Annotated in this window: 19 protein-coding genes; 11 read left to right on the forward strand and 8 right to left on the reverse strand. The window is 67.2% G+C overall.

The window, feature by feature from the left end; genetic code table 11:
- Positions 1–18 precede the first annotated feature (18 nt).
- Both LPA35_RS05100 and LPA35_RS05105 read left to right on the forward strand, forming a co-directional pair.
- On the forward strand, positions 19–492 hold the full coding sequence (locus LPA35_RS05100) for a nuclear transport factor 2 family protein (protein ID WP_228895501.1): 474 nt from the start codon (positions 19–21) through the stop codon (positions 490–492).
- Between the two features lie 72 nt (positions 493–564).
- Entirely contained in the window at positions 565–1,533 is a 969-nt protein-coding gene (locus LPA35_RS05105) for a 2-hydroxyacid dehydrogenase (protein WP_228895503.1), read from the forward strand.
- Positions 1,534–1,634: 101 nt separating this feature from the next.
- On the opposite strand, the gene LPA35_RS05110 is transcribed toward LPA35_RS05105, so the two are convergent.
- Positions 1,635–2,501 (reverse strand): LysR family transcriptional regulator, encoded by an 867-nt coding sequence (locus LPA35_RS05110; protein WP_228895505.1) that lies wholly within the window; start codon positions 2,499–2,501, stop codon positions 1,635–1,637.
- A 93-nt stretch (positions 2,502–2,594) separates the two neighbouring features.
- Here LPA35_RS05110 and LPA35_RS05115 point away from each other — a divergent pair, with 93 nt between their 5' ends.
- Complete coding sequence (locus LPA35_RS05115; protein ID WP_228895507.1) at positions 2,595–3,008, forward strand: nuclear transport factor 2 family protein; 414 nt, start codon at positions 2,595–2,597, stop codon at positions 3,006–3,008.
- Here the strand turns inward: LPA35_RS05115 and LPA35_RS05120 are convergent.
- The gene (locus tag LPA35_RS05120; protein WP_228895509.1) at positions 3,000–3,926 is read right to left on the reverse strand and encodes a LysR family transcriptional regulator; all 927 of its coding nucleotides are present in this window, start codon (positions 3,924–3,926) and stop codon (positions 3,000–3,002) included. The genes LPA35_RS05115 and LPA35_RS05120 overlap by 9 nt on opposite strands.
- A gap of 108 nt (positions 3,927–4,034) precedes the next feature.
- On the opposite strand from LPA35_RS05120, the gene metE reads away from it, so the two are divergent.
- Positions 4,035–6,416: a 5-methyltetrahydropteroyltriglutamate--homocysteine S-methyltransferase gene (gene metE, locus LPA35_RS05125; protein ID WP_228895511.1), complete on the forward strand. Its 2,382-nt coding sequence runs from the start codon at positions 4,035–4,037 to the stop codon at positions 6,414–6,416.
- A gap of 13 nt (positions 6,417–6,429) precedes the next feature.
- Here metE and LPA35_RS05130 read toward each other — a convergent pair whose 3' ends face one another.
- Positions 6,430–7,383, reverse strand: a complete 954-nt coding sequence (locus tag LPA35_RS05130; RefSeq protein ID WP_228895513.1) for a ketopantoate reductase family protein — start codon at positions 7,381–7,383, stop codon at positions 6,430–6,432.
- A gap of 149 nt (positions 7,384–7,532) precedes the next feature.
- Between LPA35_RS05130 and LPA35_RS05135 the strand changes: the two genes are divergently transcribed.
- From LPA35_RS05135 to LPA35_RS05165, 7 genes are all read left to right on the forward strand, one after another.
- A complete protein-coding gene (locus LPA35_RS05135) occupies positions 7,533–7,880 on the forward strand; it encodes a hypothetical protein (protein WP_055397794.1) in 348 nt (115 codons plus the stop codon).
- Positions 7,881–8,522 carry a zeta toxin family protein gene (locus tag LPA35_RS05140; RefSeq protein ID WP_228895515.1) on the forward strand — a complete coding sequence of 214 codons (642 nt, stop codon included), beginning with the start codon at positions 7,881–7,883 and terminating at the stop codon, positions 8,520–8,522.
- Between the two features lie 215 nt (positions 8,523–8,737).
- The gene (locus LPA35_RS05145) at positions 8,738–9,250 is read left to right on the forward strand and encodes a MarR family winged helix-turn-helix transcriptional regulator (protein WP_142145888.1); all 513 of its coding nucleotides are present in this window, start codon (positions 8,738–8,740) and stop codon (positions 9,248–9,250) included.
- 63 nt (positions 9,251–9,313) lie between these two features.
- On the forward strand, positions 9,314–10,789 hold the full coding sequence (locus LPA35_RS05150; protein ID WP_228895516.1) for an efflux transporter outer membrane subunit: 1,476 nt from the start codon (positions 9,314–9,316) through the stop codon (positions 10,787–10,789).
- 60 nt (positions 10,790–10,849) lie between these two features.
- The gene (locus LPA35_RS05155; protein ID WP_228895518.1) at positions 10,850–12,175 is read left to right on the forward strand and encodes an HlyD family efflux transporter periplasmic adaptor subunit; all 1,326 of its coding nucleotides are present in this window, start codon (positions 10,850–10,852) and stop codon (positions 12,173–12,175) included.
- A gap of 16 nt (positions 12,176–12,191) precedes the next feature.
- Positions 12,192–13,820 carry a DHA2 family efflux MFS transporter permease subunit gene (locus LPA35_RS05160; protein ID WP_228895520.1) on the forward strand — a complete coding sequence of 543 codons (1,629 nt, stop codon included), beginning with the start codon at positions 12,192–12,194 and terminating at the stop codon, positions 13,818–13,820.
- A 212-nt stretch (positions 13,821–14,032) separates the two neighbouring features.
- Positions 14,033–14,191, forward strand: coding sequence for a DUF3309 family protein (locus LPA35_RS05165; RefSeq protein WP_007856361.1), 159 nt, complete (start codon positions 14,033–14,035; stop codon positions 14,189–14,191).
- Between the two features lie 137 nt (positions 14,192–14,328).
- Here the strand turns inward: LPA35_RS05165 and LPA35_RS05170 are convergent, their stop codons facing one another.
- The 5 genes from LPA35_RS05170 to LPA35_RS05195 all read right to left on the reverse strand — a co-directional run bounded on the left by LPA35_RS05170 (position 14,329) and on the right by LPA35_RS05195 (position 17,342).
- The gene (locus tag LPA35_RS05170) at positions 14,329–14,907 is read right to left on the reverse strand and encodes a hypothetical protein (RefSeq protein ID WP_228895522.1); all 579 of its coding nucleotides are present in this window, start codon (positions 14,905–14,907) and stop codon (positions 14,329–14,331) included.
- 129 nt (positions 14,908–15,036) lie between these two features.
- The gene (locus LPA35_RS05175; protein WP_121420259.1) at positions 15,037–15,414 is read right to left on the reverse strand and encodes a PH domain-containing protein; all 378 of its coding nucleotides are present in this window, start codon (positions 15,412–15,414) and stop codon (positions 15,037–15,039) included.
- A 48-nt stretch (positions 15,415–15,462) separates the two neighbouring features.
- The gene (locus LPA35_RS05180) at positions 15,463–15,915 is read right to left on the reverse strand and encodes a YiiD C-terminal domain-containing protein (RefSeq protein ID WP_055397783.1); all 453 of its coding nucleotides are present in this window, start codon (positions 15,913–15,915) and stop codon (positions 15,463–15,465) included.
- A gap of 60 nt (positions 15,916–15,975) precedes the next feature.
- On the reverse strand, positions 15,976–16,767 hold the full coding sequence (locus LPA35_RS26110; protein ID WP_304505250.1) for an expansin EXLX1 family cellulose-binding protein: 792 nt from the start codon (positions 16,765–16,767) through the stop codon (positions 15,976–15,978).
- Positions 16,768–16,772: 5 nt separating this feature from the next.
- On the reverse strand, positions 16,773–17,342 hold the full coding sequence (locus LPA35_RS05195; protein WP_228895525.1) for an NUDIX hydrolase: 570 nt from the start codon (positions 17,340–17,342) through the stop codon (positions 16,773–16,775).
- Positions 17,343–17,456 lie beyond the last annotated feature (114 nt).

Genomic DNA, 17,456 nt, shown 5'->3' on the forward strand with positions numbered 1-17,456 from the left:
CATCAGGAGACAGACAACATGCTCAAAACCCTCATCCTCGCCGCAGCCAGCGCCCTGGCCCTTGTCACGCTGAGCGGCTGCGCCAGCCACGCGACCACCGCCGCGGCGCCCCCTGCACCGGCCGCTTCCGAGCAGGCTGTGGCCGCCGCTGCCGAACGCCTGCGCTTGGCCATGATCGACCCCACGCCCGCTGCGCTGACTGCCCTCGTGGCCGACGACCTGAGCTATGGCCACTCGGGCGGCCGCGTGGACACCAAGGACAGCTTCATTGGCGATCTGGTGGCGGGCAAGTCGGACTTCGTAACCATCGCCATCACCGACCAGACCATCAAGGTGGTGGGCAACTCTGCCATCGTGCGCCACACCCTCACGGCCGACACCAACGACTCGGGCAAGCCCGGCAAGGTGCAGATCAAGATCCTGGGCGTGTGGCAACAGCAAGGCGGCCAGTGGAAGCTGCTGGCCCGCCAGGCCGTGCGTGTAGCGGCATGATGTAGCCCGCAGGGCCGCCACGCGCGGCCCTTTGTTTTTATTCCGGCGCCCCCCGAAACCCTTCACAGCCCCATGACAGCTACCTCCCAGCCCCGCCTCCTGCAAATCGGCCGCCTGCCCTTGCCCGCCCTCGAAACCGAACTGGCCGCGCGCTACAGCGTGGCCTGCCTGGCCGACCAGGCCGACCCGCAGGGCTTTCTGGCGGCGCACGGCGCGGAGTTTTCGGGCGTGGTCACCACGGCGTCCATCGGGCTCACAGGCGAGGTGATCGCCGCCCTGCCCCATCTGCAGGTCATCAGCAGCTTTGGCGTGGGCTTTGATGCGCTGGATATCGGCGCGGCCAAGGCGCGTGGCGTGCAGGTGGGCTACACGCCCGGCGTGCTCAACGACTGTGTGGCCGACATGGCGTTTGCGCTGATGCTGGACGTGTCGCGCGGCATTGCCGCCAGCGACCGGTTTGTGCGCCAGGGCCAATGGCCCAAGGCACGGTTTGCGCTGGGCACGCGCGTGTCGGGCAAGCGCCTGGGCATCGTGGGCATGGGCCGCATCGGCCAGGCCGTGGCCGAGCGCGCGGCGGGCTTCCGCATGGAGGTGGGCTACCACAACCGCCGCCCGGCCGAGGGCTGCGCGCTACCCTACTTCGAGTCGCTGACCGCACTGGCGCAATGGGCCGACTACCTGGTGCTGACGGTAGCGGGCGGCGCGGGCACGCGCCACCTGGTCAACCGCGATGTGCTCGATGCCCTGGGCCCGCAGGGCTACCTCATCAACGTGGCGCGTGGCAGCGTGGTGGATGAGGCGGCGCTCATCGACGCCCTGGCCGAGCGCCGCATCGCCGGTGCGGGCCTGGACGTGTTCGACAACGAACCCCATGTGCCCGCCGCCCTGATGGCGCTGGACAACGTGGTGCTCACCCCCCACACCGCCAGTGCCACGCACGAAACCCGCCGTGCGATGGCGGACCTGGTGCTGGAGAACCTGCATGCGTTCTATACCTCGGGTGCCGTGCGGATGCCGGTGCCAGGCACGGTGGCTGGCTGATCGTTGGTTTTTCAAGCTTTTTAGGCTGTTTGCGCTCGTCCATCATGCCTTTTTAGCTATCAAATAAATAGCATCAGGCACCACACCCAGGCGCCCCTGCCTCACACCCGCCCCGCAAACACCTCCGGCCCCAGGCGGGGCTTGCGCGCCTTGCGCTCGAACAGCCACATGCCATACAGCGGCAGTGCCTCGGCCAGTTGCAGCGGCACCACCTGCTCTGCCGCAGCCCCCAGCAGCGCGGGGTGTGGCAGCACAGCCAGCAGGTCAGAGCCCACCACCAGGTTCAGCAGGCTGGCAAAGTCCGGGCAGCGCACGGCCATGCGCGGCGCGGGCATGCGCCGCACGCGGTGCGCCTCGGTCAGCACATCCACCGGGCCGCTCACGCTCGGGCCCACACAGCCCCAGGCGGCGCCTTGCAAATCGGCCAGTGACCGGGCCTGCGCCAGCGGGTGGCGCCGCCGTGCATAAATTTGCGGCTGCAGCTCGTACAAGCGCCACTGCACCACATCCGGGTGGGCAAACTGGCGCGGCCGGGGCGCAATCACGGCGTCGAAACTGCCATGCAGCAGGCCCGTCAGCAGGCTCCCCTCGTCGGTGGTGGTCATCTCCAGTGAACGCTGGGGCTGCGGCAGGCACCAGGCCTCGTACAGCAGCGGCCCACAGACCAGCGCGGCGGAGGCCGTGAGCCCCACGCGCAACCGATTGCGGTCCACAGCGGCCCGGCGGGCCTGCGGCAAGGCGTCGATGCGCTGGGCCAGCGGCGCGCCTTCGGCCACCACACGCCGGGCCAGGTCGGTGGGCACATAGCGGCGCCCGTCCCGCACCAGCAGGGGCGCGTCGAACTGCGCCTGCAGCGCCTTCATGCCCTGGCTGATGGCGGGCTGCGACACCCCACAGGCCTGCGCCGCGCGCGCAAACGAGCCCTGGTCGATGACGGATTGGAGGTAATGCAGGTAGCGCAGATACATAAGCAGCTTTTATGTATGAGGCGCCATTGTCTCTTGCCGCAGCCGCCGGGCGCGGCGAAGCTCTGGGCATCTTTCTCCACCACGCTCCTGCCCATGACCACGCCACTCGACACCGTCCGCACCTACCTCGCCCACCTGCACGCCAGCCACACCGACGGGCTGATTGCCTGCTTTGAAGACGATGGCGTGGTGCATTCGCCCTTCCTGGGCACCATGCGCGCGAGCGACTTTTTCCAAAAGCTCGCCCAGGCCTCCAGCAGCAGCGTGATCACCGTGCTGGATCTGTTTGCCTCGGCCCAACCAGAAAGCGGCGGCGCGGTGCGCATTGCCGCCTACTTCCGCTACGACTGGACCTTGAACGACGGCCGCGAGGTGACTTTCACCTGCGTGGATGTGTTCACGTTCGACGCAGGCAGCACGCGGATCCGCGACATGAACATCGTCTATGACACCCACCCGCTGCGCGAGGAAGTGGGCGACAAGTACGCGCCGGATCCATCAAAGTAGCTCTACGCCCTTCAGCGTGACGAAGCTCGTCTCGCGCGTCACCTGCACAAAGTCCTGCAGATATGGCTTGGCCGACAGGCTGGGCAGGCAGGCGGCGTGCAGCTCGCCGCGCAGGCCTTTGTCGCCAATCGGTCTGGCAGTCACGTATCCCCGGTCCAGATAGCTCTGCACCGCCCACAGAGGCAGCGCCGCCACGCCGCGCCCGCTGGCCACCAGCTGCAGCATGGCCACCGTCAGCTCGGTGGTGCGGCGTGGGGGGCGCACACCGGCGGGCTCCAGCACCTGGCGGATCAGGTCCAGCATTTCGTCGGGCACGGGGTAGGTGATGATGGTCTGGTCGGCAAAGTCCTGCGCCACCAGGTGCGGCTTGGCGACCAACGGGTGCGTGTTGGCCAGCAACGCGCGAATCTCAAAGCCGAACAGCGCGTGGTAGTCCACGCCCACCTCGTCGGCATCCACCTCCGACACGATGGCCACATCGGCCCGGCCCTGGTGCAGCAGGCCCACAGGGTCGGCATGAAAGCCGCTCACGATGTCCAGCTCCACCTCGGGCCAGCGGGTGCGAAACGCGTCCATGGCGGGCATCAGCCAGTCAAAGCAGGTGTGGCATTCCACCGCAATGCGCATCTGCCCACCCTGCCCCAGCACCAGGCGGGCAATGTCGCGCTCGGCCCCTTCCACCTGCGGCAGCATGGCATCGGCCAGCGCCAGCAGGCGTTCGCCCACGGCGGTGAACTGCGGTGGCACCGATTTGCGCTCAAACAGCGGCTGGCCGTAGCGGTCTTCCAACAGCTTGATCTGGTGCGACAGCGCCGACTGCGTGAGGTTGAGCAACTGCGCGGCCCGTACCAGGCTGCCGCTGTCGCGCAGGGCCACCAGGGTGCGCAGGTGGCGCACTTCCAGAATCGACTGGTTCATTATTAATTTTCAAGTTGATCAACTAAAACTTTCGTTTGAATAATAAACGAGCCCGCGCGACCATCGGTGCTTTCATTGCATTGCTCCATTCAGAAGAAGGAAATCACCATGTCGCTCGCCGCTCCAACCACCCGCCGCCCCGTGCTCACGCACACCCTGGGCTTTCCGCGCATGGGGGCGCAGCGCGCGCTGAAATTCGCGCTCGAATCCTTCTGGCGCGGCGACAGCACCGAGGCCGAGCTGCAGGCCACCGCCGCCCAGCTGCGCCAGCAACACTGGCAAGCGCAGGCCGATGCAGGCCTGGGTTGTGTGACCGTGGGCGACTTTGCTCTGTACGACCATGTGGCCAACCACATCCAACTGCTGGGCTGCGAGCCTGCACGTTTTGGCTTTGATGCCCACACGCCCGAGCTGGCCCGCTACTTTGCAATGGCACGGGGCGTGTCGGCCCACACCACACCTGACCACGCAGGCTGCAGCGCCGGTTGCACCGCCAAGCACCACACCGCAGGCCAGCCCGCACTGGAGATGACCAAGTGGTTCGACACCAACTACCACTACCTCGTGCCCGAGTTCAGCGCCCACACCCAGTTCCACCTGGCCAGTGAGCGCCTGTTTGCCGAAGTGGCCGAGGCCCAAGCACTGGGCCACCGCGTCAAGGCCGTGCTGCTGGGGCCGCTGAGCTTCTTGTGGCTGGGCAAATCCAAAACGGCGGGCTTCGACCGATTCAGCCTGCTGGAGTCCCTGCTGCCCGTGTACGAAGCCGTGCTGGCACGCCTGAAGGCCCAGGGCGTGGAATGGGTGCAGATCGACGAACCCATCCTGGGCCTGGACCTGCCCGACGTGTGGCGCCACGCCTTTGAGCCCAGCTACTGGCAACTCGCCCGCAGCGCGCCCAAGCTGCTAATGGCCACCTACTTCTCGCCCCTGGCCGAGAACCTGCGCCTGGCCTGCCAGCTGCCCGTGGCCGGCCTGCATGTGGATGCCGTGCGCGCCCCTGACGAACTGGTGGGCGTGGCCGACTGGTTGCCGTCGCACAAAGTGCTGTCGGTGGGCATCGTGGACGGCCGCAACATCTGGCGCACCGACCTGGATGCGGCGCTGCAAAAGCTGCGGCCCGTGGCCGACAAGCACCAGGGCGAGTTGTGGCTGGCACCGTCGTGCTCTCTGCTGCATGTGCCGTTCAGCTTAGAGGCCGAAACGCAGTTGGACGCCGAAGTGAAATCCTGGCTGGCGTTTGCGGTGGAAAAACTCGATGAGCTGCGCGTGCTTGCCACCGCCTTGTCGCAAGGCGAAGCGGCGGTAGACGACGAACTGCACGCCGCCCGCACCGCCCTGGCCGCCCGCCGCGCCAGCCCGCGCGTGCACCGCGCCACCGTGGCGGCCCGCATTGCCGCGGCCGCGCCAGGGGCCGATCAGCGCGCCAACGCCTTCCCTGCCCGGCAAAAGGCCCAGCGCGCACGGCTCAAGCTGCCGCTGCTGCCCACCACCACCATCGGCTCGTTCCCGCAGACGGCCGAGATCCGCGCCGCACGCGCCGCCTTCAAGCGCGGGGCACTGGATGCGGCCCACTACCAACAGAAGATGGAAGCTGAAATTGCCCTGGCCGTGCGCAAGCAGGAAGCGCTGGGCATTGACGTGCTGGTGCACGGCGAGGCCGAGCGCAACGACATGGTCGAATACTTTGGCGAGCAGCTCGACGGCTTTGCCTTCACCGCCAACGGCTGGGTGCAAAGCTATGGCTCGCGCTGCGTGAAGCCGCCCATCATCTACGGCGATGTGGCCCGCCCCACGCCCATGACGGTGGCCTGGACCCAGTACGCGCAGAGCCTCACCGCCAAACCCATGAAAGGCATGCTCACCGGCCCCATCACCATCCTGCAGTGGAGCTTTGTGCGCGACGATCAGCCCCGCGCCACCACGGCCGACCAGATCGCCTGGGCCATCCGAGACGAGGTGTGCGACCTGGAAGCCGCCGGCATCGCCATCATCCAGATCGACGAGCCCGCCATCCGCGAGGGCTTGCCGCTGCGACGCGCGGGGTGGAAGAGCTACCTGGAGCGCGCCACCCGCGCCTTCCGCATCAGCGCCAGCGGCGTGCGCAACGACACGCAGATCCACACCCACATGTGCTACAGCGAGTTCAACGACATCCTGCCCGCCATTGCGGCCATGGATGCCGATGTGATCACGATCGAAACGAGCCGCTCGGACATGGAGTTGCTGCAAGGCTTTGGCGACTTCAAGTACCCGAACGAGATCGGCCCCGGCGTGTACGACATCCACTCGCCCCGCGTGCCCGGAGTGCAGGAAATGGCCGCACTGCTGGAAAAAGCCGCCGAGGTCGTGCCCGTGGAGCACCTGTGGGTGAACCCCGACTGCGGCCTCAAGACCCGGGGCTGGCCCGAGACCGAAGCCGCCCTGCGCCACATGGTGCAGGCCGCTCAGGAAGTGCGCGAGCGGCTGCTGGAAGAGGCGGCGCTGGCCTGACCGTGTCCGAAACTCAACCGGCAGCGCGCTTCATCTCGGCCAACTTGACCAGCACCTGCAGCGCGTGGTTCAGCGGCGTCGGCACGCCCAAGGCGGCGCCGCGCTTGACCACATAGCCATTCAGGTGGTCGATCTCGGTGGGTTTGCCACGCTCCAGGTCCTGCGCGGTGGACGAATACTGCCCGGGCATAGTGCTGGCGATGCCGCGCACCGCCGCCTGCACATCGCCCGGAATCGTCACCCCATCGGCCGCCGCCACCGCCAGGCATTCGGCCACGATGTCGGCAATCACCTGCGTCACGCCGGGCACCTGCACCAGCGGACCATAGGGCTGCTGCGACAGTGCCGACAGCGCGTTGTAGGCGCTGTTGAGCACCAGCTTGGCCCAGAGCGCGCCGCGCACGTTATCTGACACCTGGGTGGGAATACCCGCCGCTGTCAGCTGCCGTGCGGCCTCGTCGCTGCGCGGCGATGGCGCAATCACCAGCTCGCCCCGGCCGTGGTGCACCACATGCCCCGGGCCGCCCATGGCGGTGGCCACGTACACCACGGCGGCGGCCACAGGGGTGCTGGCGTCCAGCACGGCGCGCACGCGTTCGTCGTTGTCCACGCCGTTCTGCAAGGTCAGCACCAGCGCGCCAGGGGCCAGATGGGGGCGAATCTGCTGTGCAGCGTCTTCCGAATCGGACGACTTCACGCAGAACAGCACCACGTCCGCGCCGTGCACTGCGCTGGCCTCGGTGCTGGCCGCCAGGGGCACCTGCACGTCCATTTCCGCCGTCTGCAGCCGCAAGCCGTTGTCCCGTATCGCCAGCACATGGGCCGGCCGCCCGATAAGCGTGACGGCATGGCCCGCCCGGGCCAGCAAGGCGCCAAAGTAGCAGCCTACGGCGCCCGCGCCCATCACAGCAAAACGCAGGGGTGGGATGGCGGAAGGGGCGGATGCGAGCAAGGGAGATTCGGTCATAGGGCAGTCTGCAGGCTGAATCAGCGGGTGAATGAAGGTTTGAGCGCGCATGGTATCGCCCTATACCCTTACACGGAGAGAGTGAGGCCGGCAGAGCACTTTGCTTTCACGCCCTGATTGGCGCAAAATGCGCCAATCAGGAGATCGCCATGTCCGCCACTGCCTTTTCTTCCGTCAAGCTCCCCGCCCACCTGGTGGAGCAGGCCCGCCAGGCCGCGCAGCCCATGCGCCGCTCGGTGGCCAGCCAGATCGAATACTGGGCCACGCTGGGCCAGATCGTGGAACACACGGGTCTGAGCGTGCAGGAAGCCCGCAGCGCCATCGAGCAGTACGAAGCTGCAGCGGCGCGCACCGCCACCCTGGCGGCCCCCACGTCGGTGGATGCCCTCACCGCCCGCCTGCTGGCAGCCCAAACGCGCGGCACGCTCGCCCAGCGGGTGCGTGAAGTGGTGCTGGAGAACCAGGCCAAAGCCGCCACCCCTGTCGCCTCACACTGAATGGTGCCCCCCGCCCAGCAGCCCTTCTCACCGCCCCGCCACAACACGCCGCCCCGCTGGTTCCACCTGCTGGCAGGCCCGAACGGCGCGGGCAAATCCACGCTGTACCGCGCCTTGGTGCGCGAAGGCATCCTGGGTCCGCCGCTGGAGTTTGTGAACGCCGACCTGTATGAACAGGCGCACCTGCAGCACATTGCTGACCCCGAAGCCCGGTCCGAAGCCGCCCGCCAATGGGCCGATGACCGCCGTGCCACCTTGCTGCGCGAAGGCGCAGACTTCGCCAGCGAAACCGTGTTTTCGCACCCCTCCAAACTGGCGCTGATCGAAGAAGCCCAGCGCTGCGGCTACACCGTGGCCCTGCACATCGTGGCGCTGGACGACCCGGCCCGGCTGCTGGCCCGCGTGGCGCAGCGCGTGCGCGAAGGTGGGCACCCGGTGCCGCCCGAACGCATATTGGCCCGCTACCCCCGCACCATGGACAACCTGGCCCGGGCCGTGCGGCAGGCGGATGTGTCCTTTCTGTATGACGCTGCCGAGGCCACCGGCACCGGGCCGCAGCTGGTGGCCGTGTGCTCCCGCGCCCAGGTCACGCCCTTGGCCCAGCCGCTGCCCGCCTGGGCGCAGCGCCTGACCGGTCAATAGCCGATACGTCCACGCGCTGCACGGGCCTGCGCGGGCGGCCCACTCTCATCTTCTGTGCCGTCGGCTCAATGCCAGATTGGGGCCCTGCGCACGTCTGTAATCATCCATAGCTATCCCTTTGATAGCAATCATGACCCCGTAAAAACCCTGAGTACATCGCGGGTGTTATCTATTTGCCAAGACAATCATTGTCTAGTCAATTAAATTCACCCTCCATGACTTCCCACACCTCCTCGCCGTCGCAGCCCGGCCCTGGCTTTTACAGCCCCAACCAGCTCCAGCCCGAAAACAGCGTGGGCTACCTGATGCGCAAGGTGATGACGTCCATCCGCACCCAGGCCGATGCGCAGCTGTCCACCCACGACCTGACCTACGCCCAGTGGCTGCCGCTGTTCAAGATCTCGCGCTGCCCCACCACCACCGTGGCCAGCCTGGCGCGGGACCTGGAGACCGACCCGGCCTCCATGACCCGCGCACTGGACCGCCTGGAGGCCAAGGGCCTGGTGGCGCGCGAGCGCTCCACCACCGACCGCCGCGTGGTGCAACTGGCGCTCACCCCCGAGGGCGACAAGGTGGCTGCCCAAGTTCCGCCTGTGCTGGCCGACGTGCTCAACGGCCACCTCAGCGACTTCACCCATGACGAATGGCAACTGCTGCTGCGCCTGCTGCGCCGCATGCTGGCCAATGGCGAAGCGCTGCGCCAGCAGCGCGGCGCAGACGCCGACTGAACACACAGACAGTCCACACCGTTTTCCTCCACACAACACCCCAAAACCATTCTGGAGAACCCCGTGAACACCCCATCCCCCCTGCCCTCTACCCGCTCGGCCTTGGCCGCGCATTTCGCGGTATCGGCCCTGGCGCTGGCCGCCGCCCTCCTGCTGGTGGGCTGCGCCAGCCCCGGCCCGGCCCACACGCCGCTCGCGCAGACCACCCCGTCGGCTGTGGGCCTGAACGCCGCAGCCACCGACACCGCCGCCCCAACCCAATGGTGGAAAACACTGGGCGACGAGCAGCTCAACACCCTGATCGACACAGCCCTGCAAAGTAACCCCAGCCTGGCCGTGAGCCGGGCGCGCCTGGAGCAGGCCGTGGCCCTGAGCCAGGTGCGTGAGGCCGCCAACGGCCCGCAGGCCACGCTGGGCGTGGACGCCACCCGCCAGCGCTACACCGCCAACGGGCTGGTGCCCGCCCCGGTGGCAGGCAACACCTACAACAGCGGCACCGTGCAGGCCACGCTGAGCTGGTCGCCCGACTTCTTCGGCCAGCATGCCGCCGAGCTGCAGGCCGCCCTGGGTCAGGCGCGTGCGGCCCAGGCTGACGCCGCAGCCGCCGCCAACACCCTGGCCGCCCAGGTGGGCCGCAGCTATGTGGCGCTGGCCCGGCTGGTGGCCCAGCGCGACGTGGCCACGCGCGCGCTGGAGCAGCGCGAAGAGCAACGCAAGCTCACGCAAGAGCGCACCTCTGCAGGCCTGGACAGCCAGGTCGAGCTGACCCAGGCCCAGGCCGCCGTGCCCGATGCGCGCACTCAGATCGAAGCGCTCGAAGAGCAGATCACCCTGGCCCGCCGCCAGCTGGCCGTGCTGACCGGCCAGGCGCCCGATGCCCTGCCCACGGTCACGCCGCAACTCGCCGCACTGCAACCCACCGCCGTGCCCGAGGTCCTGGGCGCCGACCTGCTGGGCCGCCGCCCCGACGTGGTGGCCGCGCGCTGGCGCGTGGAGGCGGCAACACAGGGCGTGAACAGTGCGCGCAGCGAGTTCTATCCCAACATCAACATCGGCGCGTTCATTGGCCTGAACTCGCTGGGGCTGGACCGGTTGTTCAACGGCAGCTCGCGCCAGATGGGTGTGACGCCCGCGCTGCGCCTGCCGATCTTTGACGGCGGCCGCCTGCGCGCCCAGCTGGGCGGCCGCGCTGCCGAGCTGGACGCAGCCATCGCCCAGTACAACGCCGCCGTGCTGGATGCGGTCAAGGAAGCGGGCGACGCCATGGCCTCCATCCAGTCGCTCAACCGCCAGCAAACGCTGCAGGACGACGCTGTGGCCAGCGCCGAAAAAGCCTACCGCTTTGCGCAGGAGCGCTACCGCGCGGGTCTGGGCAACTACCTGGTGGTCCTGTCCACCGAAAGCCAGGTGCTGGCCCAGCGCCGCCTGGCCGTGGACCTGCGTGCCCGCCAGCTCGACACACGCCTGGTGCTGATGAAGGCCCTGGGCGGCGGCTGGACAGATGACACAGCGGTGCTGCACACCGCCGCAGCACACTGACCGGCAACCACACCACATACATCCAAAAACACAACAACACATTCCTGAAAGAACACTGCCATGACCTCCAACAGCGAACCCCTCACCGCCAACGAAGCCAACACCGCCCGCCGCCGCGGCCTCACGATCATTGCCGCCGCCGTCGCGCTGGTGGCGATCGGCTGGGGCGGCTGGCACTGGGCCAATGGCCGCCATGTGGAGACCACCGACAACGCCTACGTGGCGGGCAACGTGGTGCAGATCACGCCGCAGATCGGCGGCACCGTGGTCTCCATCGGTGCGGACGACACCGACTACGTGAAGGCCGGCCAGTTGCTGGTCAAGCTCGACCCCGCCGACGCCCGCGTGGCGCTGGAGCAGGCCGAGGCCCAGTTGGCGCAGACGGTGCGCGAAGTGCGCACGCTGTATGCCAACAACGCCACCTTGAAGGCCCAGGTCAGCCTGCGCAGCGCCGACCTGGCCCGCGCCCAGGCCGATGCCGCCCGCATGCAGGACGACGTGAACCGCCGCACCCCGCTGATGGCCAGCGGCGCCGTGGGCAAGGAAGAGTTCCAGCACGCCACTGCCCAGCTGGCAGCCGCCAAGAGCACCGTGGCCGCCGCCCAGTCGGCCGTGCTGGCCGCGCAAGAGCAGCTGGCAGCCAGCCAGACGCAGACCGAGGGCACGTCCATCGAGCAGCACCCCAACGTGGCGCGTGCCTCGGCCCGCGTCCGCGAGGCTTACCTGGCTGTGCAGCGCGCCCAGCTGGTCGCCCCGCTGGACGGCCATGTGGCCAAGCGCGGTGTGCAGGTGGGCCAGCGTGTGCAGGCGGGGGCCCCGCTGATGACGCTGGTGCCGCTGAACGACCTGTGGGTGGACGCGAACTTCAAGGAAAGCCAGCTCAAGACCCTGCGCATCGGCCAGCCTGCTGAGCTGGAAGCCGACGTGTACGGCACCAAGGTCACCTACCACGGCACGGTGACGGGCCTGGGTGCGGGCACCGGCGCCGCCTTTGCGCTGCTGCCTGCGCAGAACGCCACCGGCAACTGGATCAAGGTAGTGCAGCGGGTGCCTGTGCGCATTGCGCTCGACCCCAAGGAAGTGGCGGAGCACCCCCTGCGCGTGGGCCTGTCGATGGAAGTCAAGGTGGACACGGCCGACCAGAGCGGCAAGACGCTGGCCGACACCCAGCGCACCACCCCCGTGGCTGCCACCGCCGTGTTCGACGCGCAGTTCAAGGCTGCCGACGACGAGGTGGCGCACATCATTGCTGCCAACCTGGGCCGCAGCGGCAAGGCGGCCGTAGCCGTGGCATCGCCCAAGGTGGGCAAGGCGCCAGCGCAAAGCCAGCAGCAACACGCCTCGGCCCCGGTGGCCTCGGCAGTGCAGTCGCCTGTGGTGCAGTAAACGGGGTGGATAGCGCATGACCGCCGCCAACCCCACTGCAGACGCAGCCGATCAGGCGCCCGCCAAGGCCGCGCCCGCAGCAGCGCAACCACCGGCCCCCGCCGCCTACCCGCCGCTGCAAGGCACGGCCTTGCTGCTGGGCACTCTGTCCCTGTCGCTGGCCACGTTCATGAACGTGCTGGATTCGTCCATTGCCAACGTTTCCATCCCCGCCATTGCCGGTGACCTGGGCGTGAGCCCCGGCCAGGGCACCTGGGTCATCACCAGCTTTGGCGTGGCCAATGCGATCTCGGTGCCGCTCACCGGCTGGCTCACGCAGCGCTTTGGCGCAGTGCGCCTGTTCACCATGAGCGTGATGCTCTTTGTGCTGACCTCCTGGCTGTGCGGCTTTGCCTCGTCGCTGGAAATGCTGGTGTTCTTCCGCGTGCTGCAGGGCCTGGTGGCCGGGCCGATGATCCCGCTCAGCCAGACGCTGCTGCTCGCCAGCTACCCCAAGGCCCTGGCGGGCACGGCCCTGGCGCTGTGGGGCGTGACCACGCTGGTCGCACCCGTGGTGGGGCCGCTGCTGGGCGGGTGGATCACGGACAACATCTCGTGGCCGTGGATCTTCTACATCAACGTGCCGGTGGGCCTGCTGGCCGGGCTGCTCACCTGGGGCATCTACCGCCAGCGCGAGACCCCCATCCGCAAGCTGCCCATCGATACGGTGGGCCTCAGCCTGCTGGTGCTGTGGGTGGGCGCGCTGCAGCTCATGCTCGACAAGGGCAAGGAGCTGGACTGGTTTGCCTCGGGCGAGATCATCACCATGGCCGTGGTCGCCGTGGTGGCGTTTGCTGTCTTCCTGGTGTGGGAGCTGACCGAGAAGCACCCGGTGGTGGACTTGAAGCTCTTCAAGGGCCGCAACTTCACCTTTGGTGCGCTGGCGCTGTCGGTGGCCTACGCCCTCTTCTTCGGCAACGTGGTGCTGCTGCCGCTGTGGCTGCAGCAGTGGATGGGCTACACCGCCACCTCGGCCGGCATGGCGCTGGCGCCTGTGGGCATCTTCGCCATCCTGCTCACGCCGCTGGTGGGCAAGAAGGTAGGCCAGTGGGACCCGCGCCGCATGGCCACGGGCGCGTTCATCGTGTTCAGCACGGTGTTGTGGATGCGTTCGCAGTTCACGGTGCAGACGGACTTCATCCACATCCTGATCCCCACACTGCTGCAGGGCGCGGCCATGGCGTTCTTCTTCATCCCGCTGACCACGCTGACCTTGGCAGGTATCGCGCCAGAGCGTATCCCGGCAGCTGCGGGCCTGAGCAACTTCGTGCGCATCACCGCCGGTGCCATGGGCACGTCGATCGCCACCACGCTGTGGGAGAGCCGCGCCGCCATGCACCATGCACACCTGACCGAAGGGCTGGTGCAGGGCCAGGGCGTGTTTGCACAGACGCTGGACAACCTCACCGCGTCCGGCCTCACGCAGATGCAGGCGCTGGCGCAGATCAACCGGCTCATCGACCAGCAGGCGTTCACACGCGCGGCCAACGACATCTTCTTGGGCTCCGCCGGGTTGTTCCTGCTGTTGATCGGTCTGATCTGGCTGACCCGCCGCCCCGCCAGAACGGGGGGCGCAGGCGCTGCAGATGCCGCTGGAGCGCACTAATTTGATAAAAATTGGCTGCTAGCGCTTATCCATAAAGCGCTAGCAGCTATATTTTCAATAGCACTTTATTGTTTCCCATCAGCACGACCTCAGCCCTCCATCCCACACGGCGTGTCGGAAAACCCTGACCACCGTGCGGGCGTGGCACCTGCGGGTAGCGCGCTGGATGCACCCAACAATGCATTCACCGCAACCCACAACAAGGAACCGCCATGTCACTCTCGCTGATTCTCCTGATCGTCCTGATCCTCATCCTGGTCGGCGCGCTGCCCACCTGGGGCCACAGCCGCTCATGGGGCTACGGACCCAGCGGCGGGATTGGCCTGGTGGTGCTGATCCTGGTGATCTTGCTGCTGATGGGCAGGATATAAACCTCACCCACCCCTTGCGGTTGCGCTCGGTCCCCAAAAAGGGACAGCGGCAACCGCAAAAAGCACAACGGCCCTTCTTGGGCCGTTGTGCTTTTTTGTGAACGGAATCGCGTATCGCGCCCAAACGAAGCCGCCGCTCACGCCACCCCGGCCCGCTGGGCGACGGTCGCGGCAAACGCGGTCGAAAACGCTGAAAACTCCTTGTCCGTCACGCTGCCATCGGCATTGCCGCTGCGGTCCATCAGCTGCATCACGGCCTGCGAGAAGTCGCTGCCCGCCTGGGCGCCCTTGGTCTTGGCCAGGCCTTTCAAGAATTCATCCTGCGTGATGGAGCCGTCCTTGTTCGCATCAAACCCGGCGGTCAGCTGCGCCTTTTGCGCATCGTCCGCGCCAAACCGGGTGAGCAGCTCCTGAAAATCCTGAGTGGGCACTGGGCGGCCCGACAATGCGGCCGACGCTGCATTGGCGGCCGACCCCGCGCTGCCGCGTGCCACCGCACCGAGGGTGTTCTCCAACTTGCCCTGCGACACCAGGATGCCTTTGCCTGCAAAGCCCGCCAGAGCCTCCGCCTGCGGGCTCAGGGTGAGCACGGCAGACGGCTCGGGTTCCACATCGGCCCCGCTGCGCCGCGACGCAGACGACTTGCCAGGGCCACCGGCGGTGGCGTTGAAAATCAAGGAGGCGACCGACGCCAGGCCAGAGATAAGGGGGGACATCGCTGTGAACTCCTGTGTGGCGAAAGCCCCGGTGCCTGTGTCAAAAGGACAGGCCACCGCTTCGCCCAGTGAGCTGAGGGTACGCGACCCCCATTGCTGCAATGCCCGGATGAAACTGGGTAAACCGCGTTACTTCAGCACGTAGCTGGCCAGCACCGACTGCACCTCATAGATGCTGAGCTTCTTGTTGAACCGCTTTTGAAACGGCGCTGCTGAGCCAGAGATCCAGATCTTGAGCTCTGCATCCAGATCGAACGTGCCACCGGTCTCGATGCTGAAGTGCGTGATGCTCTTGTACGGGAGGGAGTGGTATTCGACCTTGCTGCCCGTCATGCCCTGCTTGTCCACCAGCACCAACCGCTTGTTGGTAAACACAAAATAGTCGCGGATCAGCTGGTAGGCATGCTCCACCACCTCCCCCGGGGCCAGGATGCGGCTGAATTCCTCCTGAATCTTGGCAGCATCAATCTTGGATGCGTTACCCATCACGCCGTCAAGCAATCCCATGTTTTGTGCTCCGGTGAAGTCGTTGGATCGCGTGTTGTACCTCAACGGCTATGAATAGCCAGGCCCAAAGGCCACAAACTCCCCCACCAGCTGGCCCGCAGGCTGCCCCTGGTAGTGCAGCGCGGAAGCCTGCGCGATCCGCCCTAGCCCCTTGCGCTGCAGCATGCGGGTGAACGGCTGCCAGGTCTCTGGCGCAGGAGCCTGGGCCACGGCGGTGAAGGTGCCGTCGATGGGTGCCAGATAGTCCATGGTGTTGCGCTGAATCACCAGGCGGCTGCCCAGCCCCTCGGCCGACAGCCGCAGGTGCAACATCGACCACGCAGCCAGGATGGCCACGGCCGACGCGCTACCGCCAAACACCGTCTCGCGGTGGTTGATGTTGGGAGCCAGCGGCGCGCTCAGCACCACCTGGTGCGGCGATGCCTCGACCACGGTGACTTCCATGGCCTGGGACAAGGGGATGTGCTGGTGCAGATAGGACTGAAGTTCGAGAGGGTTCACGGCTTGGCGTCAGAGGGTCAGAGGGTCAGAGGGTGACGAGATGGAGACGAAACAGGACGCTCACGGAAACTGCCCGGCCCCCGCGACCACAACTCCGTCAGAGGGCTCTGGCAGCGTGTCGATCAACGTGGCGCCGCCCAGAGCGGTGATGCGAACCTGCAGCGGGCCTGTGGCGATCGCGCTGGGGTGGACGAAGTAGTTGTAGTCGGTCCGCGCCACGGCAATCCAGTCTGCGCTGCCGCTGGGCTTGATCTCCAGCCCGGTGATGGGCAAGCGGTGGTTGCGCACCTGGATGGCCACCCACCAGCGGCTGCTGCCCTCCTTGTAGCGGTAGCTCACCGGGCCCGTGACATCACCCGGCACCACATGCCAGCGGATGGGAACACGGCCTGCGACGGGGTCGGCAATGCGGGCGAATGCGGACTCGCTCAGGTCCAGGTCGCCCGTCTTGCACTCGGGGCACTGGTCGGTGATGCGCACAGTGACGGCCCCCTTGGGCCCTGTCACCGCCACAAACTGGCCACAGACGGCGCTGCCCGCATAGTCAGGGCCGTTCATCGCCGCCACCAGGAGGTTGCTGGGGCTCGCGTCGAAAGTGCAGTTGCCCTCGCCCGTGGCGCCGTAGAACGTGCCTTCGCCGGTGTAGGTGGGCGACAGCGCACCGGGCACGGACGGTGCAGGGGATGCCCCCGGTGCGGGCGCCGGGGCCGGTGCCGGAGATGGCGCATCGGCACCTGCGGTGGGTCCGTCGGCCGAGCCGCCGCCACCACAGGCAGCCAGGGAGACCAGCAAAAGCAGTGCGGTGAGCCGGACCCAGCGGGTTGGATGGGCCTGAGAATTTTGGGGCGTCATTGTCGTCATCCTGTGGTGAGGGCAGTGTGTTGATGGGCACCAGCCGTTCCATCCGTTTTTTGCGGGGGAGTATCGCGGTGCACGATGTGCAGAACGCCTGCGGGCTCCTGCTTCAAAAAGTCGCCAAGGAATGCCCGCAGAAAAGCAGGCCGAATATCCAAGCCGGCCAGCTCGGCGGCAGAAAACCAAGCAAACACCAGCCTGCGAGCGCCCTCCACGCCGTCATAGGGGCCATCAGTCGCTGCCAACGGGCTGCCGGGCAGAGGGCTGGCGCGCAGATACAGCCCGATCTCGTGGTACGACACGCCCCCATAGGCAAAAAAATTCTCAGCCACCACGGCCAGGGAGCCCACGGCGATGCACGTGCCCCTGTCCGCGCCCAGCTCTTCTTGCAGCTCGCGCGCCAGGGCATCGCACGCGCTCTCGTCAGGCTCGATCGCGCCGCCGGGCAGAGCCCAGAAGCTGTCGCCGTCCAGCTGGTGCAGCAACACCCGTCCGCCGTGGGTGACGAGGGCTGCGGCGCGGTGGCGCAAACACCAGGGTGGAGTGGATGGAGGCAGGCTTGGGTCAGGCATGAGAAATCAGCGTGGGGCGAAGGACAGCAGCGAGGCGATCCTATCCACTTGCGCCCGCTGGTCCACTCCCGCCGCCGATCAGCTTGAAAGCAATCGCAACAAGGCATGCCACGG

Source organism: Acidovorax sp. Leaf73 (assembly GCF_916855635.1).
In the GTDB taxonomy this organism is placed as follows: Bacteria; Pseudomonadota; Gammaproteobacteria; order Burkholderiales; family Burkholderiaceae_C; genus Acidovorax; species Acidovorax facilis.

Excerpts from the sequence above, each read along its gene's own strand:
- LPA35_RS05120 (WP_228895509.1), bottom strand. The coding sequence starts at position 3,926 with ATGAACCAGTCGATTCTGGAAGTGCGCCACCTGCGCACCCTGGTGGCC.
- LPA35_RS05130 (WP_228895513.1), bottom strand. The coding sequence starts at position 7,383 with ATGACCGAATCTCCCTTGCTCGCATCCGCCCCTTCCGCCATCCCACCC.
- LPA35_RS05175 (WP_121420259.1), bottom strand. The coding sequence starts at position 15,414 with ATGGGATTGCTTGACGGCGTGATGGGTAACGCATCCAAGATTGATGCT.
- LPA35_RS05105 (WP_228895503.1), top strand. The coding sequence starts at position 565 with ATGACAGCTACCTCCCAGCCCCGCCTCCTGCAAATCGGCCGCCTGCCC.
- LPA35_RS05115 (WP_228895507.1), top strand. The coding sequence starts at position 2,595 with ATGACCACGCCACTCGACACCGTCCGCACCTACCTCGCCCACCTGCAC.
- LPA35_RS05170 (WP_228895522.1), bottom strand. The coding sequence starts at position 14,907 with ATGTCCCCCCTTATCTCTGGCCTGGCGTCGGTCGCCTCCTTGATTTTC.
- LPA35_RS05100 (WP_228895501.1), top strand. The coding sequence starts at position 19 with ATGCTCAAAACCCTCATCCTCGCCGCAGCCAGCGCCCTGGCCCTTGTC.
- LPA35_RS05160 (WP_228895520.1), top strand. The coding sequence starts at position 12,192 with ATGACCGCCGCCAACCCCACTGCAGACGCAGCCGATCAGGCGCCCGCC.
- LPA35_RS05135 (WP_055397794.1), top strand. The coding sequence starts at position 7,533 with ATGTCCGCCACTGCCTTTTCTTCCGTCAAGCTCCCCGCCCACCTGGTG.
- LPA35_RS05155 (WP_228895518.1), top strand. The coding sequence starts at position 10,850 with ATGACCTCCAACAGCGAACCCCTCACCGCCAACGAAGCCAACACCGCC.
- LPA35_RS05165 (WP_007856361.1), top strand. The coding sequence starts at position 14,033 with ATGTCACTCTCGCTGATTCTCCTGATCGTCCTGATCCTCATCCTGGTC.
- LPA35_RS05195 (WP_228895525.1), bottom strand. The coding sequence starts at position 17,342 with ATGCCTGACCCAAGCCTGCCTCCATCCACTCCACCCTGGTGTTTGCGC.
- LPA35_RS05145 (WP_142145888.1), top strand. The coding sequence starts at position 8,738 with ATGACTTCCCACACCTCCTCGCCGTCGCAGCCCGGCCCTGGCTTTTAC.
- LPA35_RS05140 (WP_228895515.1), top strand. The coding sequence starts at position 7,881 with ATGGTGCCCCCCGCCCAGCAGCCCTTCTCACCGCCCCGCCACAACACG.
- metE (WP_228895511.1), top strand. The coding sequence starts at position 4,035 with ATGTCGCTCGCCGCTCCAACCACCCGCCGCCCCGTGCTCACGCACACC.
- LPA35_RS26110 (WP_304505250.1), bottom strand. The coding sequence starts at position 16,767 with ATGACGCCCCAAAATTCTCAGGCCCATCCAACCCGCTGGGTCCGGCTC.
- LPA35_RS05110 (WP_228895505.1), bottom strand. The coding sequence starts at position 2,501 with ATGTATCTGCGCTACCTGCATTACCTCCAATCCGTCATCGACCAGGGC.